14 protein-coding genes are annotated in these 20,435 nt (G+C 66.0%); 7 read left to right on the forward strand and 7 right to left on the reverse strand.

What is annotated here, in order from left to right; translation table 11 throughout:
* Positions 1–178 precede the first annotated feature (178 nt).
* Entirely contained in the window at positions 179–1,117 is a 939-nt protein-coding gene (locus UB43_RS11900; RefSeq protein ID WP_045210919.1) for an alpha/beta fold hydrolase, read from the reverse strand.
* Positions 1,118–1,280: 163 nt separating this feature from the next.
* Here UB43_RS11900 and UB43_RS11905 point away from each other — a divergent pair, with 163 nt between their 5' ends.
* Positions 1,281–2,153: a hypothetical protein gene (locus tag UB43_RS11905; protein ID WP_045210922.1), complete on the forward strand. Its 873-nt coding sequence runs from the start codon at positions 1,281–1,283 to the stop codon at positions 2,151–2,153.
* A 160-nt stretch (positions 2,154–2,313) separates the two neighbouring features.
* Here the strand turns inward: UB43_RS11905 and UB43_RS11910 are convergent, their stop codons facing one another.
* The 4 genes from UB43_RS11910 to UB43_RS11925 all read right to left on the reverse strand — a co-directional run bounded on the left by UB43_RS11910 (position 2,314) and on the right by UB43_RS11925 (position 10,608).
* A complete protein-coding gene (locus tag UB43_RS11910) occupies positions 2,314–5,040 on the reverse strand; it encodes a LuxR C-terminal-related transcriptional regulator (protein ID WP_045210924.1) in 2,727 nt (908 codons plus the stop codon).
* Positions 5,041–5,272: 232 nt separating this feature from the next.
* Positions 5,273–6,640: a DUF1329 domain-containing protein gene (locus UB43_RS11915; RefSeq protein ID WP_045210927.1), complete on the reverse strand. Its 1,368-nt coding sequence runs from the start codon at positions 6,638–6,640 to the stop codon at positions 5,273–5,275.
* Positions 6,641–6,794: 154 nt separating this feature from the next.
* On the reverse strand, positions 6,795–8,717 hold the full coding sequence (locus UB43_RS11920; RefSeq protein ID WP_045210929.1) for a DUF1302 domain-containing protein: 1,923 nt from the start codon (positions 8,715–8,717) through the stop codon (positions 6,795–6,797).
* A 208-nt stretch (positions 8,718–8,925) separates the two neighbouring features.
* Positions 8,926–10,608: a fatty acid--CoA ligase gene (locus tag UB43_RS11925; protein ID WP_045210932.1), complete on the reverse strand. Its 1,683-nt coding sequence runs from the start codon at positions 10,606–10,608 to the stop codon at positions 8,926–8,928.
* Between the two features lie 199 nt (positions 10,609–10,807).
* On the opposite strand from UB43_RS11925, the gene UB43_RS11930 reads away from it, so the two are divergent.
* The 4 genes from UB43_RS11930 to UB43_RS11945 all read left to right on the forward strand — a co-directional run bounded on the left by UB43_RS11930 (position 10,808) and on the right by UB43_RS11945 (position 15,961).
* The gene (locus tag UB43_RS11930; RefSeq protein WP_045210934.1) at positions 10,808–11,983 is read left to right on the forward strand and encodes an acetyl-CoA C-acyltransferase; all 1,176 of its coding nucleotides are present in this window, start codon (positions 10,808–10,810) and stop codon (positions 11,981–11,983) included.
* A gap of 196 nt (positions 11,984–12,179) precedes the next feature.
* Positions 12,180–12,917, forward strand: coding sequence for a gluconate 2-dehydrogenase subunit 3 family protein (locus tag UB43_RS11935; RefSeq protein WP_177329790.1), 738 nt, complete (start codon positions 12,180–12,182; stop codon positions 12,915–12,917).
* A 4-nt stretch (positions 12,918–12,921) separates the two neighbouring features.
* Entirely contained in the window at positions 12,922–14,700 is a 1,779-nt protein-coding gene (locus UB43_RS11940) for a GMC family oxidoreductase (protein WP_045210936.1), read from the forward strand.
* 10 nt (positions 14,701–14,710) lie between these two features.
* Positions 14,711–15,961: a cytochrome c gene (locus UB43_RS11945; protein ID WP_045210939.1), complete on the forward strand. Its 1,251-nt coding sequence runs from the start codon at positions 14,711–14,713 to the stop codon at positions 15,959–15,961.
* A 40-nt stretch (positions 15,962–16,001) separates the two neighbouring features.
* On the opposite strand, the gene UB43_RS11950 is transcribed toward UB43_RS11945, so the two are convergent.
* Positions 16,002–16,631 carry a LysE family translocator gene (locus UB43_RS11950; RefSeq protein WP_045210943.1) on the reverse strand — a complete coding sequence of 210 codons (630 nt, stop codon included), beginning with the start codon at positions 16,629–16,631 and terminating at the stop codon, positions 16,002–16,004.
* Between the two features lie 400 nt (positions 16,632–17,031).
* Entirely contained in the window at positions 17,032–18,468 is a 1,437-nt protein-coding gene (locus UB43_RS11955) for a DUF1266 domain-containing protein (RefSeq protein ID WP_082085823.1), read from the reverse strand.
* A 218-nt stretch (positions 18,469–18,686) separates the two neighbouring features.
* Between UB43_RS11955 and UB43_RS11960 the strand changes: the two genes are divergently transcribed.
* A complete protein-coding gene (locus UB43_RS11960; protein ID WP_045210949.1) occupies positions 18,687–19,652 on the forward strand; it encodes a 2-hydroxyacid dehydrogenase in 966 nt (321 codons plus the stop codon).
* Positions 19,649–20,413 (forward strand): DUF1835 domain-containing protein, encoded by a 765-nt coding sequence (locus tag UB43_RS11965; RefSeq protein WP_045210952.1) that lies wholly within the window; start codon positions 19,649–19,651, stop codon positions 20,411–20,413. The genes UB43_RS11960 and UB43_RS11965 overlap by 4 nt, the downstream gene beginning before the upstream one ends.
* The last annotated feature ends 22 nt before the right edge of the window (positions 20,414–20,435 follow it).

A 20,435-nucleotide genomic window follows, 5' to 3' on the forward strand; every position in this document is an offset into this window, starting at 1 on the left:
ATGGCGCGCTCCTACAGGTTGGCTCCGTCGTTTCGGCTGACATAGGAGCGGATTCATCCGCGATCGGCATCGCCCAGGTGGAGAACCTGCCGGCGGAAAACAATCGCGGACGGAGTCCGCTCCTACGCCAACGAAAAGCCCGGCGCAAAGCCGGGCTTTTTCAGGAAGCGATCAGCGCTCAGGCATGCAGGAAGCGCAGTGCGTCCGCTGCCGACTCCTCGGGGATCTCTTCCATCGGAATATGCCCCACGCCCGGATAGACCTTCACCTCGATGCCCGGCACGTCGCGCTGCCACATCGGCACATGGCGTGGCGAAATCCAGCGGTCACGCTCGCCCCACATCAGCAGCGTCGGCACCTTCAAAGCGGCGACGCGGTTGGGGGTCGTGGGCAATTCCTCACGATTGGCTTTCACCAGCACGCGGAAGATGTCGATCATCGCGCGGCGATTGCCCGGCCGGCGGCTGATGTCGTAGTAGCGGTCGATCACGCCCGGCTTGATCTTGCGCGCATCACCGTAGACTTCCTTGATGCCCTGGGCCACCAGCGCGCGCGGCATCCACATCGGCATCATGATGCCGGCGCCGGGCAGCACGGCGCTGGCGATCATCAGCGGGACCTTCTGCATGTAGTAGCCGGCCGGATCGATCAGGATCAGCCGCTCGACGCGGTGGGCATTGGCCAGCGCGTAGTTCCAGGCGATGTAGCCGCCCAGGGAGTTGCCGGCGATGGACACCTGCTTGAGGTCCAGGCGATCGAGGAACAGGCCGAACACCTTCACCAGGCGCTCGCCGTCGTACTCGCGGTCCTGGCCGCCACCGGTGAGGCCGAAACCGGGCACGTCGAGGCGGATGATGCGGAAGTGCTGGGACAACTCGGCGACCCAGCCATCCCAGGTGTGCAGCGAGGCCATCACGCCGTGGACCATCACCAGCACCGGTTTGTCCGGGCTGCCTTCGTCGCGGTAGTGGATGTCGAAGCCGTCGACGTGGATGAACTTCGAACCGGACTCGGGCGAGGCGTAGCGGGCCTTCAGCGCGGCCAGCGGCAGCGGGCCGAAACCGTAACGGGCCAGGCCCTCGGCCAGCGGCGGTTGCACAGACAATGTGGCGGTCATGGACGAGTGACTCCCGTGCTTGTTGTTCTAAAGCCTGAATCACACCACAGCGCCCGCGCCGCCGCGCCCAACCTAGGTAGTGTCGAGGCTCGTCACGGGATGACGCAGGCCTTGCACCCCGTTAACCTAGCCCGACCCGCCCTCGCGCAAGGAAAGCCCGTTCGTGCCGATCCTCATTCGCCGTTCGCTGTGGCCGCTGGCCGTGCTGTTGCTGCTCCTGTGCCGCCCTGCCCTGTCCGCCGACCTGTATTACCTGGGCCAGAAGATTCCCGACATCCAGCGCAACTGGACCAGCGCCGACTACCAGGTGCTGATCGACGCGCTGAAGAAGATCGACGAGACCCAGGTCAACGGCCTGCCCCGGCGCAGCGGCGAGTTCACCGGGCCGATCTACCAGCGCATGGTCAGCGAGGAGAACTTCCGCCCGCAGCTGAACATCTACGCGCCGCTGGAGCTGCGGCAGAACGAGGCGCGCGAGGTGCTGTTCAAGCTCAAGGAGCTGATGCGCCTGTACTTCAACTTCCGCGCCGCCAAGCAACCCTATGGCGCCGAGGCGCTGGGCCTGATGAGCTATTCGCTGCGCGAACAGGCGATCCTGTTCAACCTGACGGTGGAATTCTGGATGACCCTGGCGCAGAGCGAGCAGCGCAACCCGGTGCGCCTGCAGGGTATGCAGGAAGCCAAGGCCGCCGCCTCGATGCTCACCAGCAGCGCCCTGGACTACCTCGGCCTGACCGCGCAGTTCGACCGCCAGGACCTGGTGCTCTACAGCGCCGAGCTGGCCAAGCAGCTGCCCGAGCTGTTCATCCACCTGCCGCCGGAAGTCCGCGTGCAACTGCTGATGCGCGTGGATGAACTGGCGCAGAAGCACGCCTACCCGGAAGTGCGCGAGAACATGCGCGACCTGCTGCCGGTGCTGCAGGCGATCCAGGCGGACGTGCAGCAGCAGTTGGCCGCGCCGGCCAAGGGACAGCCTGCGCCCAAAGGGCTGGACCTGAGCGCTCCGCCGGAGGCGGAGAAGAAGAAGGGAATGTGAGCCTGGAGCCAACCGAGAAGGCTCCAATAACCTGTAGGAGCGCGCCATGCGCGCCATGCGCGCGATCGCGNGCATGGCCCGCTCCTACACCAGACGACGACGCCCTATCGAAAGCGGTGCGATCCGCCGAAGAGAAGATCAACCACCTGCGCCACCTCCCCTACCGCAACAACCCCATCTCCTTCGCCCGCGCCACCGCCTGGGTGCGGCGTTCGACGCCGAGCTTGTCGTTGATGTGGCGGGCGTGGCTCTTCACGGTGTGCAGGGAGATGAACAGGCGCTCGCTGATTTCCTGGTTCGAGCAGCCCTGGGCGATCAGTTCCAGCACTGCCAGCTCGCGCCCGCTCAGGCAATCGTTAAGCACCGCGCCGCGTTCCGGCGGGGCCGGCAGGCGCTCGCGCAAGGCGTCGATGGCCGGCGATGCAGCCCGCACGGCCAACTGCTCGCGCAACCATTCCGGCTGCTGCAGCAGCACGTCATGCAACGGGATCAGCAGGCCGACCGCCAGGCCATTCAGGCATTCGCCCAGCTCGAAGGAGGCTTCGCGCTCGCGGCCGTCCTGCAGCAGCAAAGCGACCAACTGGCCCTGGGCGAAGCGCGCCTGCAACTGCGCGCCGCCCTGCAGGGCGCCGCTGGCCACGGCGCGCAGCCGCACCTCGGCCTCGGCCATGCGGCCTTCACGGCGCTCCAGCTGGGCTTGCAGCATCTCCACGTTGCGCGGCAACTGCGGCGAGCATTCCGGCGGAGTGGCCGGTTCGTCGCCGGTGTAAGTGTCACGCAGACGCTCCAGCCAGGCGTTGGCCAGCTCCACCTGGCCCTGGCCGAGCCAGAGTTCGCACTTGATCAGGGTGATGGCCGACAGGTAGTAGACCGGCGGCACGTCCCACACATGCATCATCCGCTCGACCTCGGCGAGATGAGCGAAGGCGCGGGTGTAATTGCCCAGCCGCCCTTCCAGGCTGGCCAGCACGCAGAAGCCGATCACCAGGCTGATATCGCGGCAGGCTCGAGCTTCCTCGATGCCGGCCTTGAGGCATTTGCGCGCCTCCTCCGGCAGCAACGCCAGGCTACGCAGGTAGCCCTGGTAAAGCATCAGCCGGCCGCGCACCGCATAGCGGCGCTGGGAAGACAGGCCGGACAGCCGCGCCAGGCCCTGGCGCACTTCTTCCTCGGCGCGCAGCACCTCGCCGCGTGCCTGCAGGACGCGGGCACGGTCGTAATGCACCATGGCCTCGAACAGCGGATTGCCGAAGCGCTGCGCCAGTTCCAGGGCTTCCCGATTGAGCCCGCGTGCACGCCACAGATCGTCGCGCACGATGGCCAGGTTGCTCAGGGTCGACAGGCACAGCAGACGCGGCCCGAAGCGCTCCGGGCCGAGGCCGTGCATGGCCTCCTCGCAGTGCCGCTCGGCCGCTTCGATCTCGCCACGGCCTCGGGCGATCACGCCTGCCAGTGCCTGCCACTGTGCGAGCAGGTCGCGCTGGGCCGTGGCATCGGCGGCGGGCAGGAAGCGCGACAATTGCGCCGCCAGTTCCTCGGCCGCATCCAGCTGGCAGGCCAGCGCCAGCGCCCAGCTGTACAGCACGATCAGGCGCGGTGTGCTGGCCAGCAGGCTGTCGGGCAGGTCCATCTTCCAGCGCAGCAGCGTGGCGACGTTCTGCTCGGCCAGCAACTGCTCCTCGGACAGGCTCTGCACCAGGCTCGCCGCGACCTCCGGGTGGCCGGCGCGCAGGGCCTGCTCCACCGCGTCGTCGAACAGCCCCTGGGCGCTGAACCAGCGGCAGGCGCGCAGGTGCAGCGCCGCCGCCGAAGGTCCGGAGCCGGGTAGCGGGCGCGCCAGCAGCAGGTCGGAGAACAGGTGGTGATAGCGGAACCACTGGCCCTGCTCGTCCAGCGGCACGAGGAACACCTGGTGCTGCTGCAGATGCCGCAGGATCGAGGCGCTGTCGTGCGCATCGCGCAGCGCATCGCACAACTCGGCGGAGAAGCGTTCGAAACGCGCGGTCTGGGCCAGGAACATCTGGACCTCCGGCGACTGCTTGTCGATCACCTCTTCCAACAGATAGTCGCGGATCAGTTCTTCGGCGCCATGCACCGAAAGGTCAGGCACATTGGCCGCCAGCTCGTCGCCGTGGGCCAGCAGCCACAGGCGCAGGCCGGCGATCCAGCCTTCGCTGCGCTCGACCAGGTTGTCGAGCGCGTTGTCGTCGAGTTGCGCGCCATTGGCCGAGACCAGCTGGGCGGTTTCCTCGACGGTCAGGCGCAGGTCCTGTTCGCTGAACTCCAGCAGCTGCCGCGACAGGCGCAGGCGCGCCAGGTGCCAGTCCGGCCGCTGCCGGCTGGTGACCAGCACGACCAGGCCGGCAGGCTGGTGATTGAGGAGGAACTGCAGGCAACGGTCGAGCACCGCGCCCTGGGCCAGGTGATAGTCGTCCAGCACCAGCAGCAACGGACGGTCGACCGACAGGCTGTCCACCAGCTCATCGAGCAGGTCGTCAAGCCAGGCTTCGAAGGCGAACGGCTGATGGCGCTGGCGCATTTTCAGCAGCGCCAGGGCTTCCTCGCCGAGCGTGGGAAAATGCAGGCGCAGGCCTTCGAGCAGGCGTTCGAGGAAACGTCCGGGGTCGCTGTCCCTGGCACTGAGCCCCAGCCACAGGCTGCGCCAGTGATTTTCCAGCGTCTGACAGAATTCGATGGCCAGCGAGCTCTTGCCGAACCCGGCCGGCGCGGACACCAGTATCAGCCGTCCCTGCAGCCCCGCGGCCATGCGCTGGCACAGCCGCGAACGGGCGACGTGGCCATGCGGCAGCGGCGGTCGGAAGAAGCGGCTGCCGGCCGTGCTGGGGGGAACATCGGTCAGACTTGGCAGAGTCGAGAAGTCGGTCATCGGCCTGGCTCTTGCTCTAGCTCTTATAGCGGTCAACGAAGGTCACACTGCCGTCCGAGCCTAGCCGCTCGCGGTCGGGAATAGAAGTCGATTTTGTTACCTTTGCTCACAACATGACCAGAAGGCGTCCTACATTCCGCCCTCCATTCATCTGACAGATGATCCCCCATAAAAAAACCGGCCCGAAGGCCGGTCTTTTTTCACCGCGGAACCACCCGTGGGGATCGGGGGATCAGCGCACGCCTTCCTGGCGAAGCGCTGCCGGGGTGAAGTCGCTTTCCGAAGCGCTGTAGTTGAAGTCGTAGGCGGATTTCTCCTCGTTCTTCAGGCCCAGCACCAGGTAGCGACCGGACAGCAGGTCATACAGGGTTTCCGCGGTGTACCACGGTACCTGGTAGTTGTAGTAGTACTGGTTGAACGCCTCGGCCACGCGCCACAGGGTGCCGCGACCGTCGTAGTGGTCGATTTCCACGGCCTGCCAGGTGTCCTCGTCGATGAAGAAGTCACGCTTGGCGTAGATGTGGCGCTCGCCCGGTTTCAGGGTGGCGGTCACGTGCCACACGCGGTGCAGCTCGTAGCGGGCCAGGTCCTGGTTCAGGTGGCCGGGCTTGATGATGTCCGAATACTTCAGCTTCGGATCGTCCATCTTGTAGTTGTTGTACGGGATGTACAGCTCCTGCTTGCCCACCAGTTTCCAGTCGTAGCGGTCCGGCGCGCCGTTGTACATGTCCAGGTTGTCGGAGGTACGCAGGCCGTCGGCGGCGGTACCCGGACCGTCGTAGGACACCTGCGGGGCACGGCGTACACGGCGCTGACCGGCGTTGTACAGCCAGGCCAGGCGCGGTTCCTTCACCTGGTCGAGGGTCTCGTGCACCAGCAGCACGTTACCGGCCAGGCGAGCCGGGGCGGTGACGCGTTGCTTGAAGTAGAACAGGACGTTGCTCGGCTTGCTGGCGTCGTAGTCCTTCAGGTCGGTGCGGAAGACGAATTCGTCCTGGAAGTACACCAGCGAGTAGGAACCGTTGACCTGCGGGGTCGCCTGGGTCACCAGACGGCGCACATGGCCGCCACGGTAGCGGGTGATGTGGTTCCAGATGACTTCCAGGCCGTCCTTCGGGATCGGGAAGGGGTTGGCTACCTGGAAGTTCTCCAGGCCGTTGCCGCCCTGCAGCAGTTTGGTGCTGGTGGCGTTCTTCTTGGTCGCTTCCAGCACGTTCTCCGGCACGGTGGCGGTACGGTGCGTGGTGTAGACCGGCATCTTGTAGGTGTCGGGGTAGCGCTTGAACATGGCCTGCTGGCCGGGGGTCAGCTTGGACTTGTACTGGTCCATGTTCTGCGCGGTGATGGTGAACAGCGGCTTCTCGCTGGCGAACGGATCGCTGAGGAAGCCCTTGCTGTCGGCGGTGCCGGCGTTCTTGGGCAGGCCACCGGTCCAGGCCGGGATGGAGCCATCGGCATTGCCGGCCTTTTCTGCGCCCATCGGCGTCAGGGTGGAGCCGAGCTTGGCCGCTTCATCGGCAGAGACGGCCGCCATCACCTGGGAGGCGATGAGGCTGAGCGCCAGGGCGCCCGTGTGCAGCAGGATCTTTGTTGTTCTCATTCGTTTATCGTCCTCGTTGAGTCTTTGCCCACCGTGATGGCCGTCCTGGCAAGAACGGTTCACGGGTCTTGTCTGCTGCCCCGCATGGTCGGGTCACCCGGCCGCACGGATGGCCCGCCGCGAGGGCGGGCCGCTTGCCGGCTGAACGGCCGGCTTAGAAGGTCACGCCGAAGCTCAGGCTGACGAAGTCACGGTCGTCGACGGTGGAGTACTTGCCGTCGAAGTAGTTGGTGTAGGCCAGGCTGGCGGTGTAGGTGTTCAGGTAGTCGGCGTCGATCCCCAGGCTGACCGCCTTGCGGCCTTCCTCGAAGTTGCCGCCGGGGCCGGGGGAGTAGCCGTCCACGTCGTGGGACCAGGCCACGTTGGGCTTCAGGTTCACGCCGGCGAACACGTCGTTGTAGTCCCAGATGGCACGGGCGCGGTAGCCCCAGGAGTCGGCGGTGGTGAAGCCGTCGCTCTCGCAGTTGCGGCTGACGTTGTTGGCGTTGGTGGTGCCCAGGGTGGAGGCGTTCAGCGCTTCGCAGGTCGCCATGCCGTTCAGGCTGCCGGCCAGCGGGCCAGGGCCGAAGACCGGGTCGCGGCCATAGCGCGCCTTGTTCTGGCTTTCCAGGCCGCCGACGTGGGTCCAGCCGACCTCGCCCACCAGGGTCAGACGCTCGGCGCCCATGACCTGGTCGAAGAAGTGGGTGAAGGTGGTCTGCAGCTGGGTGACTTCCTTGCGGCGGTAGCCGTGCAGGTCCTGGCCGGCGGTGCCGGTCAGCACGGAGGCGTTGTCGTAGACGTGGTTGCCGCCGATGGACACCGGGTCCAGGCCGGAATACAGGATGTCGGTGGTGTTCAGCTGCACCGGGGCGTTCGGCCGGTAGCTGATTTCGCCCTGCCACGCGGTGCCTGTGGGCAGCGTGGTGGAGAAGCTCAGGCCGTACAGGCGGATGTCTTCGGGGTATTCGATGAAGTAGCTGGAGTTGCCCGCCATCGCTGCGGCGCCAGCCTGGGAAGCCAGGGTCGGGCTGATGCGCGCGATGTTGGTGATCAGCTGGTTGATCTGCGCCACCTTGGAGGCGTCCGCGCCACGCCCGCTGAAGATCGGCAGGCGGCTGTGGTAGTTCATGTAGTAGCCGCCGAACTCGGTGTTCAGGCTGTCGGCGAAGTACTTCATCGAGAAGCCGTACTGGCCGCTGTCGCGGGCATCACGGTCCGGGCCGCGCTGGACCACCAGGCCTTCGTTCCACGGCGACGGGGTCACCGCCAGGTTCGGGCCGAGCAGGCCGTTCAGGGTGCGGATCGAAGCGGCGTTGTTGGTCAGCACCGCGAGGTTCTGGGTGCAGCCGTCAGCGACCACGTCCGGCTGGGAGAAGAAGGTGCCGCAGTTGTCGACCACCGTCTGGTCCCACTCCAGCTGGTAGAAGCCTTCGGCGGAGAGGTTCTCGGTGAGGTTCTGCGACAGGTAGAACATGTTCACCGGCACCAGCGCTTCCTTGATCTCGGAGCCCGGGCGGCGGAAGGCGGTGACGTCGAACGGGTTGATCACGCTGATGCCGTTCTGGATGAAGGTACTTTCACCCCAGTTCACCACCTGCTTGCCCAGGCGCACGGTGCCCGGCAGGTCGGCGATGTTGTAGTTGTGGTAGATGAAGGCGTCGAGGATTTCACCGCCGGAGGCCTGGGCGGCTTCCTTGCGGTTGTGGTCGGAGAGCGGCTTGAACTCGGTGTTCTCGTCCTTCTGCTCGAAGTCGTACCAGTACTTGCCACGGACGAAGACGCCGGTGTCACCGTACTTGAGCTCGAGGTCGTGGATGCCCTTGAAGATCTTCGAGAAGGTCTTGCCGGCCTTGTAGTTCAAGTGGCCGTCATCGGAGGTCTGGGACAGGCCCTTGCCGCCGTTGTTGATGCCGATGAGGTTGCTGTTCGGATTCTGCGTCGACCAGCTGGCCCCCACGGACAGCGTCGAGTCGAACGAACCTTCGATTTCCCCGATGTTGAAGCTGACGGCGGAAGCCGGAGCCGCCAGCGAGGACGCCAGGCTGACTGCCAGCGGCAGCCGCGCGAGGCGCCAGATATGTTGCATGGTTTTCATCGACGCTACTCCATGTGTTTTTTGTTATGAGTAGTGGCGACTATATCCAGCGTCCTACAACGCTTGATCGCTCGAAAGTGTGATTTGTCTTACAAAGCCCCTGACTAGACGCTTGCGCAGGCCCCGAGGTGGCGTGGTCACTGGGCTGCGCCGTGCCAAGCGCTTGCTTGGCACGACCGCCCGCCAACCGTGACTTGCCGGTCGTCGGTCACACCGTGGAGAGGAAGGCGCTGCCAGCCTCCTGCCATTGGGCGATGTCTACCCGGATACGCTTCTTGTCGAGCTTGCCGACGCTGGTCTTGGGAACTTCAGTAACAACGGCGATCTGCGAGGGAATCGCCCACTTGTTGATGTGGCCCTGCTCGACGAAAGGCTTGAGGTGTTCGCGCAGCGCCTTGGCGTCCAGCGCCTGGCCATCGCGCAGCACCAGCAAGGCGAACGGGCGCTCGCCCCACTGCGGATCGGGCACGCCGACCACTGCCACCTCACGCACCGCCGGGTGACGGCTGATGAGGTCTTCCAGCTCCAGGGAGGACAACCACTCGCCGCCGGTCTTGATGACATCCTTGATACGGTCGCGGATGTCGATGAAGCCCATGCCGTCGAGGGTCGCCACGTCGCCGGTGTGCATCCAGCCGCCGGCCCAGAGCTCCTCACCCTTCTCCGGCTCACGGAAGTAACCCTGGGTCAGCCAGGGCGCGCGCAGCACCAGCTCGCCCTGGGATTCGCCGTCGGCCGGGTGGAACCGGCCGTGCTCGTCCATGATCGCCGCCTCCACCAGCGGCACCGGCACGCCGGCCTTGATGCGGTAGGTGGTGCGCTCATCCTCGCTGCCGGCGCAGAGTTCCTGGTTGAGGTAGCCGCAGGAAATCAGCGGGCAGGTCTCGGACATGCCATAGGCCGCCGTGAGCTGGATGCCGCGGGCCTTGGCAGCGTCGTACAGCGCGTGGTTGAGGGCGCTGCCGCCGATGATGATCTTCAGCCCGCCAAAGTCGTGATCCTTCGCGCCGGCGGCGTTGAGCATCATCTGCAGGATGGTCGGCACGCAGTGGGAGAAGGTCACCTTCTCCTCGCGGATCAGCTTGCACAGCAGCTCCGGTTCGTATCGGCCCGGATACACCTGTTTCACCCCCAGCATGGTCGCCACGTAGGGCACGCCCCAGGCGTGGACGTGGAACATCGGGGTGATCGGCATGTACACATCATCCGTGCCCATCAGGCGGATGCTGTCCAGGCTGCCGATGGTCGCGGCCATCGCCAGGGTGTGCAGCACCAGTTGGCGGTGGGTGAAGTACACACCCTTGGGGTTACCGGTGGTGCCGGTGGTGTAGAAGGTGGTCGCCACCGAGTTCTCGTCGAAGTCGGGGAAGGCGTAGCGCGGGCTGGCGGCGGCCAGCAGGGTCTCGTACTCGCCGACGCAGTTGGGCAGCGTGCTGCTCTTGTCGGCGCCGTCGGTGATCAGCAGGGTCTTTTCCACCGTGGTCAGTTGCCCGGCAATGCCCTGGTAGAGCGCGGCGAACTCGCTGTTGACCAGCACGAAGCGGTCGTCGGCGTGGTTCATGGTGTAGAGGATCTGCTCCGGCGAGAGGCGGATATTGATGGTGTGCAGCACCGCGCCGATCATCGGGATGGCGAACATGCACTCCAGGTAACGGTGACTGTCCCAGTCCATCACCGCCACGGTGTCACCGGCCTTCACGCCGGCCTCGGTCAGCACGTTGGCCAGCCGAGCAACGCGCTCATTGAAGGTGGCATAGGTGTAACGCACGCTGTCGCGGTAGACGATTTCCCGGCCTTTCTCGTAACGGCTGCCAGACAGCAGCAGGCTCTTGATCAACAGCGGGTACTGGTAGGCGTTCTGTGCAGCGGGGATGACGCGGGTTTTCAGCATGGCGTACGCACTCTCAAGGCTGGATCTCATCAGGATGAGACCGACTCTAGAGCGCTGCGCCGCGCCATTCATCAGTCAAAAGAGTGATTTGCCGATGACTCTTTGGCGACATCCGGTCACGCGGTAGAATCCTGGCGCCCGGCCGTTCACAGCCGGAACCCGTATAGCGCATCACAACAAGAGCGAAGAGGTTAGAGTCATGTCCGAGATCGTCATCGTCAGCGGCGCCCGTACCCCCATGGGCGGCTTCCAGGGCAGCCTGTCCGGCGTTTCCGCCGTCGACCTGGGCGCCATCGCCATCCGCGAAGCCATTTCCCGTGCCGGCATCCAGCCCGAGGACGTGCAGGAAGTGATCATGGGCAACGTGCTGCCCGCCGGCCTGAAGCAGGGCCCGGCCCGCCAGGCATCGCTGAACGCCGGCCTGCCCGCCGCCACCGGCTGCACCACCATCAACAAGCTCTGCGGCTCGGGCATGAAGGCGGTGATGCTGGCCCACGACCTGCTCAAGGCCGGTACCAACAACGTGATGGTCGCTGGCGGCATGGAAAGCATGTCCAACGCTCCCTACGTCATCGAGAAGGCCCGCACCGGCCTGCGCATGGGCCACGGCGAGATCAAGGACCACATGTTCCTCGACGGCCTGGAAGACGCCCGCACCGGCCGCCTGATGGGCTCCTTCGCCCAGGAAACCGCGGACAAGTACAACGTCACCCGCGAAGAGATGGACGCCTACGCCATCGAATCCCTGCAGCGCGCCCAGGCCGCCATCAAGGACGGCTCGCTGGCTTCGGAAATCGTCCCGGTCACCGTCACCACCCGCAAGGGCGAGACCGTGGTGAAGGACGACGAGCAGCCGCTGACCGCCAACCTGGACAAGATCCCCGGCCTGCGCCCGGCCTTCCGCAAGGACGGCACCATCACCGCCGCCAACGCCAGCTCCATCTCCGATGGCGCCTCCGCGCTGGTCCTGATGACCGCCGAAGAAGCCGCACGCCGCGGCCTCAAGCCGCTGGCGAAGATCGTCGCCCACGCCACCCAGAGCCAGGACCCGGCCGAGTTCACCCTGGCCCCGATCGGCGCCATGACCAACCTGTTCAAGAAAGCCGGCTGGAGCAAGGACGACGTCGACCTGTTCGAGATCAACGAGGCCTTCGCCATGGTCACCATGCTCGCCATGCGCGAACACGGCCTGGACCACGCCAAAGTCAACGTCTACGGCGGCGCCTGTGCCCAGGGCCACCCGGTGGGCTCCACCGGCTCGCGGATCATCGTCACCCTGATCAACGCCCTGCAGAAGAAGGGCGGCAAGCGTGGCGTCGCCTCGCTGTGCATCGGCGGCGGCGAAGCCACTGCGGTGGCGATCGAGCTGGTCTGATCCGCGGATCCAGCATGAAAAGGGGCACTTCAGTGCCCCTTTTTTCATTTCTGGCCGTCATCTTCGAGCCTTGCGCTGGCACTGGGAGCCCGGTCAAAGCACGGAATTTTCCCTCCAGCACATCGGAATCCGGAGGCAAATAGCTCCCCCAGCGGCTTCTAGCATGGGAAGGGTCCTCATCCGGGAGTGCTCAATCATGTCCCATGACTTCAACGATGACGAACCTGCTCGCCGTCGCTTCCTGAAACACACCCTCACCCTCCTGCCCGCCGTGACGCTGTTGGGCAGCACCAGCTTCCTGCGCAGCAACACCGCCTCTGCCGCCCCACCAGGCAGTCCTGGCGCCGGTACCGACGTCCATGTCCCGCTCTATTTCAACGCCGATGAATGGCAATTCCTCCTGGCCGCCTGCGATCGCCTGATTCCCAGTGACTCCAACGGCCCCGGCGCGATCGCCGAAGGCGTGCCGGAGTTCATCGACCGCCAGATGGAGACCCTCTACGGCCACGGAGGCATCTGGTATCTCAAGGGCCCCGCACTGTCTGCTCCCGCGGAGATGGGATTCCAGAGCCTGCTTGCGCCTCGGGATATCTACAGAGTGGGCATCGCTGCACTGAATGCCCATTGCCAACGGCAGTTCTCTGGCAGGCGTTTCCATGAGATCGACCCCGCCCTGCAGGAAACGCTGCTGAGCCAGTTGGAAAAAGATGAACTGGAGCTTGGGAGCTGCTCCGCCACGATGTTCTTCCAGCAACTGCTGCAGAACACCCGCGAAGGCTGGCTGAGCGACCCCATCCATGGCGGCAACCGGACCATGGCCTCCTGGAAACTGATCGGTTTCCCCGGTGCCCGCGCCGACTTCACCGACTGGGCCTCGCGGCCCAATGTCGCCTATCCCCAGGGCCCGGTGAACATCGCCGGGCGCAGGAGTTGAACCCATGAGCGCACTGAAGATGGCGCCCGTCGACGCCGTGGTCATCGGCCTGGGCTGGACCGGCTCGATCATGTCCAGGGAACTCACCGAAGCCGGCCTCAGGGTGGTCGCACTGGAGCGCGGGGAAATGCGCAACACCTCCCCAGACTTCGCCTATCCGCGGATGGCGGATGAACTGACCTACGGCATCCGCTACAAGCTGTTCCAGAATCTTGCGAAGGAATCCCTGACCATCCGCCACTCGCCCGGCGACCAGGCCGTCCCCTATCGCAGGCTGGGCGCCTTCCTGCCGGGCAACGGCGTGGGCGGTGCCGGCGTGCACTGGAACGGCCAGCACTGGCGCATGCAGCCCTACGACCTGCAACTACGGACGAACACCCTGGAGCGCCACGGCGCCAACGCCATTCCCGAGGGAATGACCATCCAGGACTGGGGCGTGACCTACGAGGAACTGGAGCCGTATTTCGATCATTTCGAAAAGGTCTGCGGCACCGCCGGCCAGGCCGGCAATCTGCGTGGCCAGCCCGTCGCCGGTGGCAACCCATTCGAAGCACCACGGCAGAACCCCTACCCCACCGCACCAATGAAGACCCTCTATGCCGGCGAACTGATGACTCAGGCCGGAAAGGAGCTGGGCCTGAGCGCCTTCCCCTGCCCCGCGGCCAACTGCACCCAGCCTTATACCAACCCCTACGGTGTGCAGATGGGCCCGTGCAACTACTGTGGCTACTGCGAGCGATTCGGCTGCTTCAACTACTCCAAGGCCTCGCCCCAGACGACCATCCTCCCGGTCCTGCTGACCCAGCCCAACTTCGAGCTGCGTACCCAGTCAAAAGTCATCCGCATCAACACCGACTCCACCGGACGCAAGGCCACCGGCGTGACCTACATCGACGACCAGGGCCGTGAGGTCGAGCAGCCCGCGGACCTGGTCATCCTCAGCGCCTTCCAGTTGCACAACGTGCGCCTGCTGTTGCTCTCGAACATTGGCCAGCCCTACGACCCCATCAGCGGCACGGGTCTGGTGGGCAAGAACTACGCCTACCAGACCAACTCCGCGGTGACCCTGTTCTTCGACAAGGACAAGCATTTCAACCCCTTCGTCGGTGCCGGCGCTGGCTTCACCTGCATGGACGACTTCAACAACGAGGCCTTTTTCAGCAAAGGCAACGGATTCGTCGGCGGCGCCTACCTGTCATCCTCCAACAGCGGCGGCCGGCCGATCCAGCAGATGGTCCTGCCGGACACCGCGCCGGCCTGGGGCAGCGGCTGGAAGCAGGCCATCAAGGACAACTACAACCACAACATGGGCCTGCACGCGGAAGGCTCGAGCATGGCCTACCGCGACTGCTACCTCGACCTCGACCCCAGTTACACCGACGAGCACGGCCTGCCGATGCTGCGCATGACCTTCGACTGGAAGCAGAACGACATCCTCCAGGCGCAGTTCATGGTCCAGCGCATGGAAGAAATGGCCCGCGTGCTCAACCCCGGGTACAGCGTCTCCGGAGGCCCCCGGCCTGGTTCGCGCTTCGACTGGCGAAACTATCAGAGTACCCACACCACCGGTGGCGCCATCATGGGCGCGCACTCCGGGGAAAGCGTGGTGAACAAGTACCTGCAGAGCTGGGACGTACCCAACCTGTTCGTCCTGGGCGCCAGCGCCTTTCCGCAGAACATGGCCTACAACCCCACCGGCATCGTCGGCGCGCTGGCTTACTGGGCGGCCAACGCCATCCGCCAGCAGTACCTGAAGAACCCCGGTCCGCTGGTGGCCGCCTGAGGAGAAGACCATGAGACTCACACTGTTTTCGATGGTCCTCCTGGTCGCCATGGGCTCGGAACAGGCCGATGCCGCCGGCGACCTGGACGCCCCCATCGCCCGCGGCCGCTACCTGGCACAACAGGCCGACTGCGCCGCCTGCCACACCGCCGACCCGAAGCGCCCCTTTGCAGGCGGGCTGGCGCTGCAATCGCCGCTGGGGGCGATGTACTCCACCAACATCACGCCGGATACCCGGGACGGCATCGGCTCATACACGCTGGAGCAGTTCGGCAACGCCCTGCGCAAAGGTGTCGCCGCGGATGGCCACAACCTGTATCCGGCGATGCCCTACCCGTCCTTCTCGCGTCTCAGCGACGAGGACGTCAGTGACCTCTACACCTACTTCGAGCACGAGGTACTGGCTGACCCCACCGAGAATCACGCCCCCGACATCCCCTGGCCGCTGAACATGCGCTGGCCACTGAGCATCTGGAACGCTCTGTTCACCGAGACCCAACCCTATCAGCCGATAGCCACGCAGACCCCGCAGTGGAACCGTGGTGCCTACCTGGTGCAGGGCCCGGGCCACTGCGGGACCTGCCACACCCCGCGCGGCATCGCCTTCCAGGAGAAAGCCCTGGACCAGAACGGAGCCGGCTACCTCAGCGGCGCCAAGCTGGCCGGCTGGTACGCCGCCGACCTGGCCGGCGCGACCAACAGCAGCCTGCAGGACTGGTCCGAAGGCGATCTGGTGGAGTTTCTCAAGGCCGGCCGTAATACCCACACGGCCGCGTTCGGACCCATGGCCGAAGCGGTGGCGCACAGCACCCAGTACTACAACGATGCGGACCTCAACGCCGTGGCGGTTTACCTGAAGTCACTCTCCACCGGGCGCGCCGTCGCCACCGTGGGCAAGGACCGCACCACCGCGAACCTGGTCGCAGGTAAACCGGGCAGCCTCGGCGACGAGCTCTACCTGGACAACTGCGCAGCCTGCCACCGCAGTGACGGCCAAGGCTACCAGCGTACCTTCCCACGACTGGCGGGCAACTCGGCAGTGGTGGGCGCCAGCCCCGACTCGCTGATCCGCATCATCCTCCACGGCTCCAGCATGCCGATCACCCAAGCGGCGCCCACGGGCCTGAGCATGCCGGCATTCGACTGGCGGCTGAACGATGGGCAGGTAGCGGAACTCGCCAGCTTCCTTCGCTCGGCCTGGGGCTACCAGGCTGCGCCAGTCACCGCCGATGAGGTGGCCCGTATCCGAGCCTCGCCGTAGGTCCACGGGAGGGCGCCGCAGGGCGCCCTCATTAATCGGTTCAGCGCAGTTCAGTGAACGCCAGCTTGATCCCCAGCCCCACCAGCACCACGCCCATCATCCGATCGAACCAGTGCCCCATGCGGGCGAAACCGTTGCGAACGCGTTGTTGGCTGAACAGCAGCGCCACCAGGCAGAACCACACCGCCGTGGCGCAGGCCAGGTACACGCCATAACCGGCCTGGACCAGCAGCGGCGTATGCGGGTTGATCACCACGGTGAACAGCGACAGGAAGAACAGCGTGGCCTTGGGATTCAGGCCGTTGGTAACGAAGCCGGCGACATAGGCGCCGCGAGCGGTGCGCTCTAGCGGTACGGCGACGATTTCTGCTGCCGCCGGACCAGCCGGACGCGCCCGCAGCGCCTTGAAACCGATGTAGAGCAGGTAGGCCGCCGCCGCCCATTTCAGCGCGTTGAACAGCACGATGGACTGCGACACGATCAGGCCGATGCCCAGCAGCGAATAGGTGACATGCAGGAAGATCGCGCTGCCCACGCCCAGCGCCGTCCAGGTGCCGGCGCGACGACCGTGGGTCACGCTCTCGCGCACCACTACGGCGAAATCCGGGCCGGGGCTGGCCACCGCCAGCAGGTGAATGAACGCCACCGTGAGAAACTCTGCCCAGTACATCGCGTACTCCCCAATCAAGAACCAGGACGCAAGATACTCCAGCCAACCTGCTCCGCAAACCAGGAAGGCCGCCGAGCCGGTGCGCCTTGAACAACTCGGCGGCAGCCTGATCGGCGAGGCGCTCGCGTGTTCCTTGCAGGCAGTAGAAAACAGCGCCATGCCACCGGTTATCAGCAGCCCCCAACCACACTCAGCACCGTTCACCAGAACACGATTGTTCTCTTCTGGTTCAGGCTGGCCGGGCCATTCAGGAGACTTTGAAACACCGCAAAGCCGGAATCATCCCTTGCAAACAAAGGAGGCTTCCAGCACGCCAATCATCAGGACACCGGGCCACCGCCAGCATGCGGCGCCGCGCAACCAGCAGCCTCGGGGCGGCGGATAGTCAACGCGCAGAGGCTCAGGCGACACCATGCAGCACCGGCAGTTGCCGCAGCGGGCACTCCTGCCAGGGCGAGAGATAGTCGGCGAACGGATTGATGCCGTCGAGCAACTCCATGCCACTGCGGATCAGGCGCTTGCCGGCATCCCAGTCCTCATTGGCCAGGGCATGGCCGAGCACCATTGACACCAGGTACTGCTCCCAGCAATCGAAAGCAGCGCGGGCCTGACGGGCCATGTGGCGCAGGGCATTCCAGAGCCTTTCCTCATCCATCAACCCGACGCTGAAGGCCAGCCGCGCCCCGAAGGCCGCGCGCTCCAGGTCATAGGCCAGCAGCGTCCGGCACTCGTCGATCATTTCCGGATCGTGTCCGGCCTTGAGCAGCGCACGGCACGCCTGTTCGTAGCGTGCCCCGGGCCCGCCGTTTCGCCGTGCATCGCAGGCACCGCTACCGGGCCGCCTCAGCAGGGCGTCCAGCTTCAGCCGGCTACCCTGGTTCATCAGCCAGTCCATGCGCTGGAGGACCTGCCCCGAGTCGGCGGCATTCCAGCGCTCGGCCAGCCAGAGCCGGTTCAACTCGCGCTCGTGCTCGGCGATGGCCAGAGTGTCCGACCGTGCGCCACCGCTGGTGGCGATCAGCGCCCCGAAGGCCAGCAGCGCCCGCCTTTCAGGCGCACCGTGGCGCTCGACAGCATGCTCCGAATGCAGGACCACTTCGGCCACCTGGATGCCCGCCAGTGGGTTCGCCTGCCACAGGCCGGACACAGCGACACCTTCCCGCTTGCCGCCGATGAGCGCCTTGAAGGCGCGAATAGCCAGCGAAGTCTGGTGCCCCTCCCGCAGCAGAGTCGCCCGCCCCAGCACGAAGGAGGCCGCGTAAGCCTGCCAATCGCTGAACGTGCGCATCGCCGCGTCGGCCACCCAGGCCAGCGTCAGCCAGGTCTCGGCTTCGGAGAGATAGCCACACCCATGGCAGTGCCGCGCCAGCCAGGCGATGCATTCGTAATCGTGCGCCGCCATGGACAGTTCGTGCGGCAGCGACAGGCCCGCCTTGGCCCAGGCCTGCCTGGCCCGTTGCCAGCGCAGCCGCGACTCGCCATCAAAGGCGCTGGATTCGTTGCGCTGCAAGCGCTGGAAGTCGCCATCGAGCTGCTGGCCATGGGCTTCAAGCAACTGGTAGTGCAAGACGCTGCGGGCCGTGCGGGCATCGCGGATGCCCCAACAACGGGCCAACTCTTCCGCCTGGTTGGCCGCGACGTCCGAACGCTCGCGAAGCAGCGCGGGACCGACCGCTCCATTGCAGGCCGCCATCAGCTCGCCAAAGCACAACAAGGACTCAGGGCCGGTCGTCACCGTCGACCGCCGCGCCGCCCACGGGCCGGGGGCACGCGCGCGGCCGCGCAGCCCGACGCGCGCACGGATGGCCGTGATGCCGGAGAGAATCCAACCTATCATCGCAAGTCACCTCAAAGTTTCGGTGAGGGCAATCTACGAGTCCGGCCGCCTGGTGCAGATGAGGGAATACTGAAACGCCTGTCAGGCTTTTCACTCAAACATCTACCATTCATCCAAAGGTCCAAGCCGAACGTTCGCGGGCAACGCGGGTTGTTCCCCACCGCGGTTCTGCCGAGAATTCCTTCACTTCCGCCCTTCCGATCAAGGTGTCATCGCTCATGAATCCTGCTCGCGCCGTCTTCCTCGACCATGCCTCCCTCGACCTCGGCGACCTCGACCTCGCGCCGCTGCGCGCGCCGTTCGGCGAACTGGTCCTGCACGGGCGCAGCGACACGCAGCAGGTGGCCGAGCGACTGCAGGGCGCCCAGGTAGCGATCAGCAACAAGGTGCGCATCGGCGCCGAGGTGTTCGGGCAGTGCCCGGACCTCAAGCTGATCCTGGTGGCCGCCACCGGCACCAACAACGTCGACCTCGAAGCCGCGCGCCAGCACGGCGTGACCGTGAGCAACTGCCAGGGCTACGGCACCCCGTCGGTGGCCCAGCACACCCTGATGCTGCTGCTTGCGCTGGCCACCCGCCTGCCGGACTACCAGGCGGCGATCCGCGAGGGTCGCTGGCAGAAGGCCCCGCAGTTCTGCCAGCTGGACTTCCCCATCGTCGAACTGGAAGGCAAGACCCTCGGCCTGCTCGGCCACGGAGAGCTGGGTGGCGCGGTGGCGAAACTGGCCGAAGCCTTCGGCATGCGCGTGCTGCTTGGCGCCCTGCCGGGTCGCCCCGCACGCGCCGATCGCCTGGCGCTGGAGCAACTGCTGCCGCAGGTCGACGCCCTGACGCTGCATTGCCCGCTGACCGACGCCACGCGCAACCTGATCGGCCAGCGCGAACTGGACCTGATGAAACCCGGCGCCTTCCTGATCAACACCGCCCGCGGCGGCCTGGTCGACGAACAGGCGCTGGCCGACACCCTGCGCCGCGGCCACCTCGGCGGCGCGGCCTTCGACGTGCTCAGCGTCGAGCCGCCCAAGGATGGCAACCCGCTGCTGGCCGGCGACCTCCCGCGCTTCATCCTCACTCCGCACAGCGCCTGGGGGAGCCGCGAGGCCCGGCAGCGCATCGTCGGCCAGTTGAGCGAGAACGCCAGCGGCTTCTTCGCCGGCGAGCCGTGCCGGGTGGTGGCGCCATGAGCCTGCACCTGGTCTGCGGTGATGGCGCCGCCGATGCCCTGCGCCGAGCCGTCGAGGCAGGCGTGCTGACCGAGAAGAAGATCCGCGTGATGCCGGACGACCTCGCGGTCGGCCCACTGAGTGATGTGGATAACCCGCCCTGCCAGCAACGCGCCGCGTTCTGGCATGCGCTGGGCGGCGACGCCCTGCGGGAGCGGGAAATCGCCCTCGAGATGGCCACCGAGGTGAACTGGCTGCGCAGCCCGGACGTCGCCTCCGTCACCCTCTGGCACGGCGATAGCGCCAGCGAGCAGCTCCTGCTGCGCCGCGTCTGCGCGCTGCTGCCGGCGAACATCATCCTGCGCAGCGTTGGCGCCGGCAGCGGCCAGTGCCGCAGCGAGGACCGCCACGCCATCGCCATGCTCAAGCCCGAGGAACTGGCCAACGCCCTGGCCGCCAGCCACGAACTGGACGCCGCCGAGCGCCAAAGCCTGGCGACGGACTGGCAGCGCGCCCTGGCGGAAAACGCCGAGCTGCGCCTGTGGCTCGACGGCCAGTTGAGCGGCACCGGCTACGCCCATATCGATCGCATCCTGCTGGACAGCGCCAGCGAGTCCTGGCGCCCGGTGCAATCGCTGATCGGCCCGACCATGGCCTACGTCGACGGCCTGTTCGTCAGCGACCTGCTGGCCGCCTGGCGTCTGCGCGAACAAGTCGCGGCAGGCGCCCTGGAACTGCGTGGCGACGACTTCTGGAAGAACGCCGAGGTGCGGCTCGCCTAGGCTCAGCCGCGGCAGCCCTGCT

Source organism: Pseudomonas sp. 21, from assembly GCF_000955805.1.
Lineage (GTDB): Bacteria > Pseudomonadota > Gammaproteobacteria > Pseudomonadales > Pseudomonadaceae > Pseudomonas.

Excerpts from the sequence above, each read along its gene's own strand:
- UB43_RS11900 (WP_045210919.1), bottom strand. The coding sequence starts at position 1,117 with ATGACCGCCACATTGTCTGTGCAACCGCCGCTGGCCGAGGGCCTGGCC.
- UB43_RS11910 (WP_045210924.1), bottom strand. The coding sequence starts at position 5,040 with ATGACCGACTTCTCGACTCTGCCAAGTCTGACCGATGTTCCCCCCAGC.
- UB43_RS11915 (WP_045210927.1), bottom strand. The coding sequence starts at position 6,640 with ATGAGAACAACAAAGATCCTGCTGCACACGGGCGCCCTGGCGCTCAGC.
- UB43_RS11920 (WP_045210929.1), bottom strand. The coding sequence starts at position 8,717 with ATGAAAACCATGCAACATATCTGGCGCCTCGCGCGGCTGCCGCTGGCA.
- UB43_RS11925 (WP_045210932.1), bottom strand. The coding sequence starts at position 10,608 with ATGCTGAAAACCCGCGTCATCCCCGCTGCACAGAACGCCTACCAGTAC.
- UB43_RS11930 (WP_045210934.1), top strand. The coding sequence starts at position 10,808 with ATGTCCGAGATCGTCATCGTCAGCGGCGCCCGTACCCCCATGGGCGGC.
- UB43_RS11935 (WP_177329790.1), top strand. The coding sequence starts at position 12,180 with ATGTCCCATGACTTCAACGATGACGAACCTGCTCGCCGTCGCTTCCTG.
- UB43_RS11940 (WP_045210936.1), top strand. The coding sequence starts at position 12,922 with ATGAGCGCACTGAAGATGGCGCCCGTCGACGCCGTGGTCATCGGCCTG.
- UB43_RS11945 (WP_045210939.1), top strand. The coding sequence starts at position 14,711 with ATGAGACTCACACTGTTTTCGATGGTCCTCCTGGTCGCCATGGGCTCG.
- UB43_RS11950 (WP_045210943.1), bottom strand. The coding sequence starts at position 16,631 with ATGTACTGGGCAGAGTTTCTCACGGTGGCGTTCATTCACCTGCTGGCG.
- UB43_RS11955 (WP_082085823.1), bottom strand. The coding sequence starts at position 18,468 with ATGATAGGTTGGATTCTCTCCGGCATCACGGCCATCCGTGCGCGCGTC.
- UB43_RS11960 (WP_045210949.1), top strand. The coding sequence starts at position 18,687 with ATGAATCCTGCTCGCGCCGTCTTCCTCGACCATGCCTCCCTCGACCTC.
- UB43_RS11965 (WP_045210952.1), top strand. The coding sequence starts at position 19,649 with ATGAGCCTGCACCTGGTCTGCGGTGATGGCGCCGCCGATGCCCTGCGC.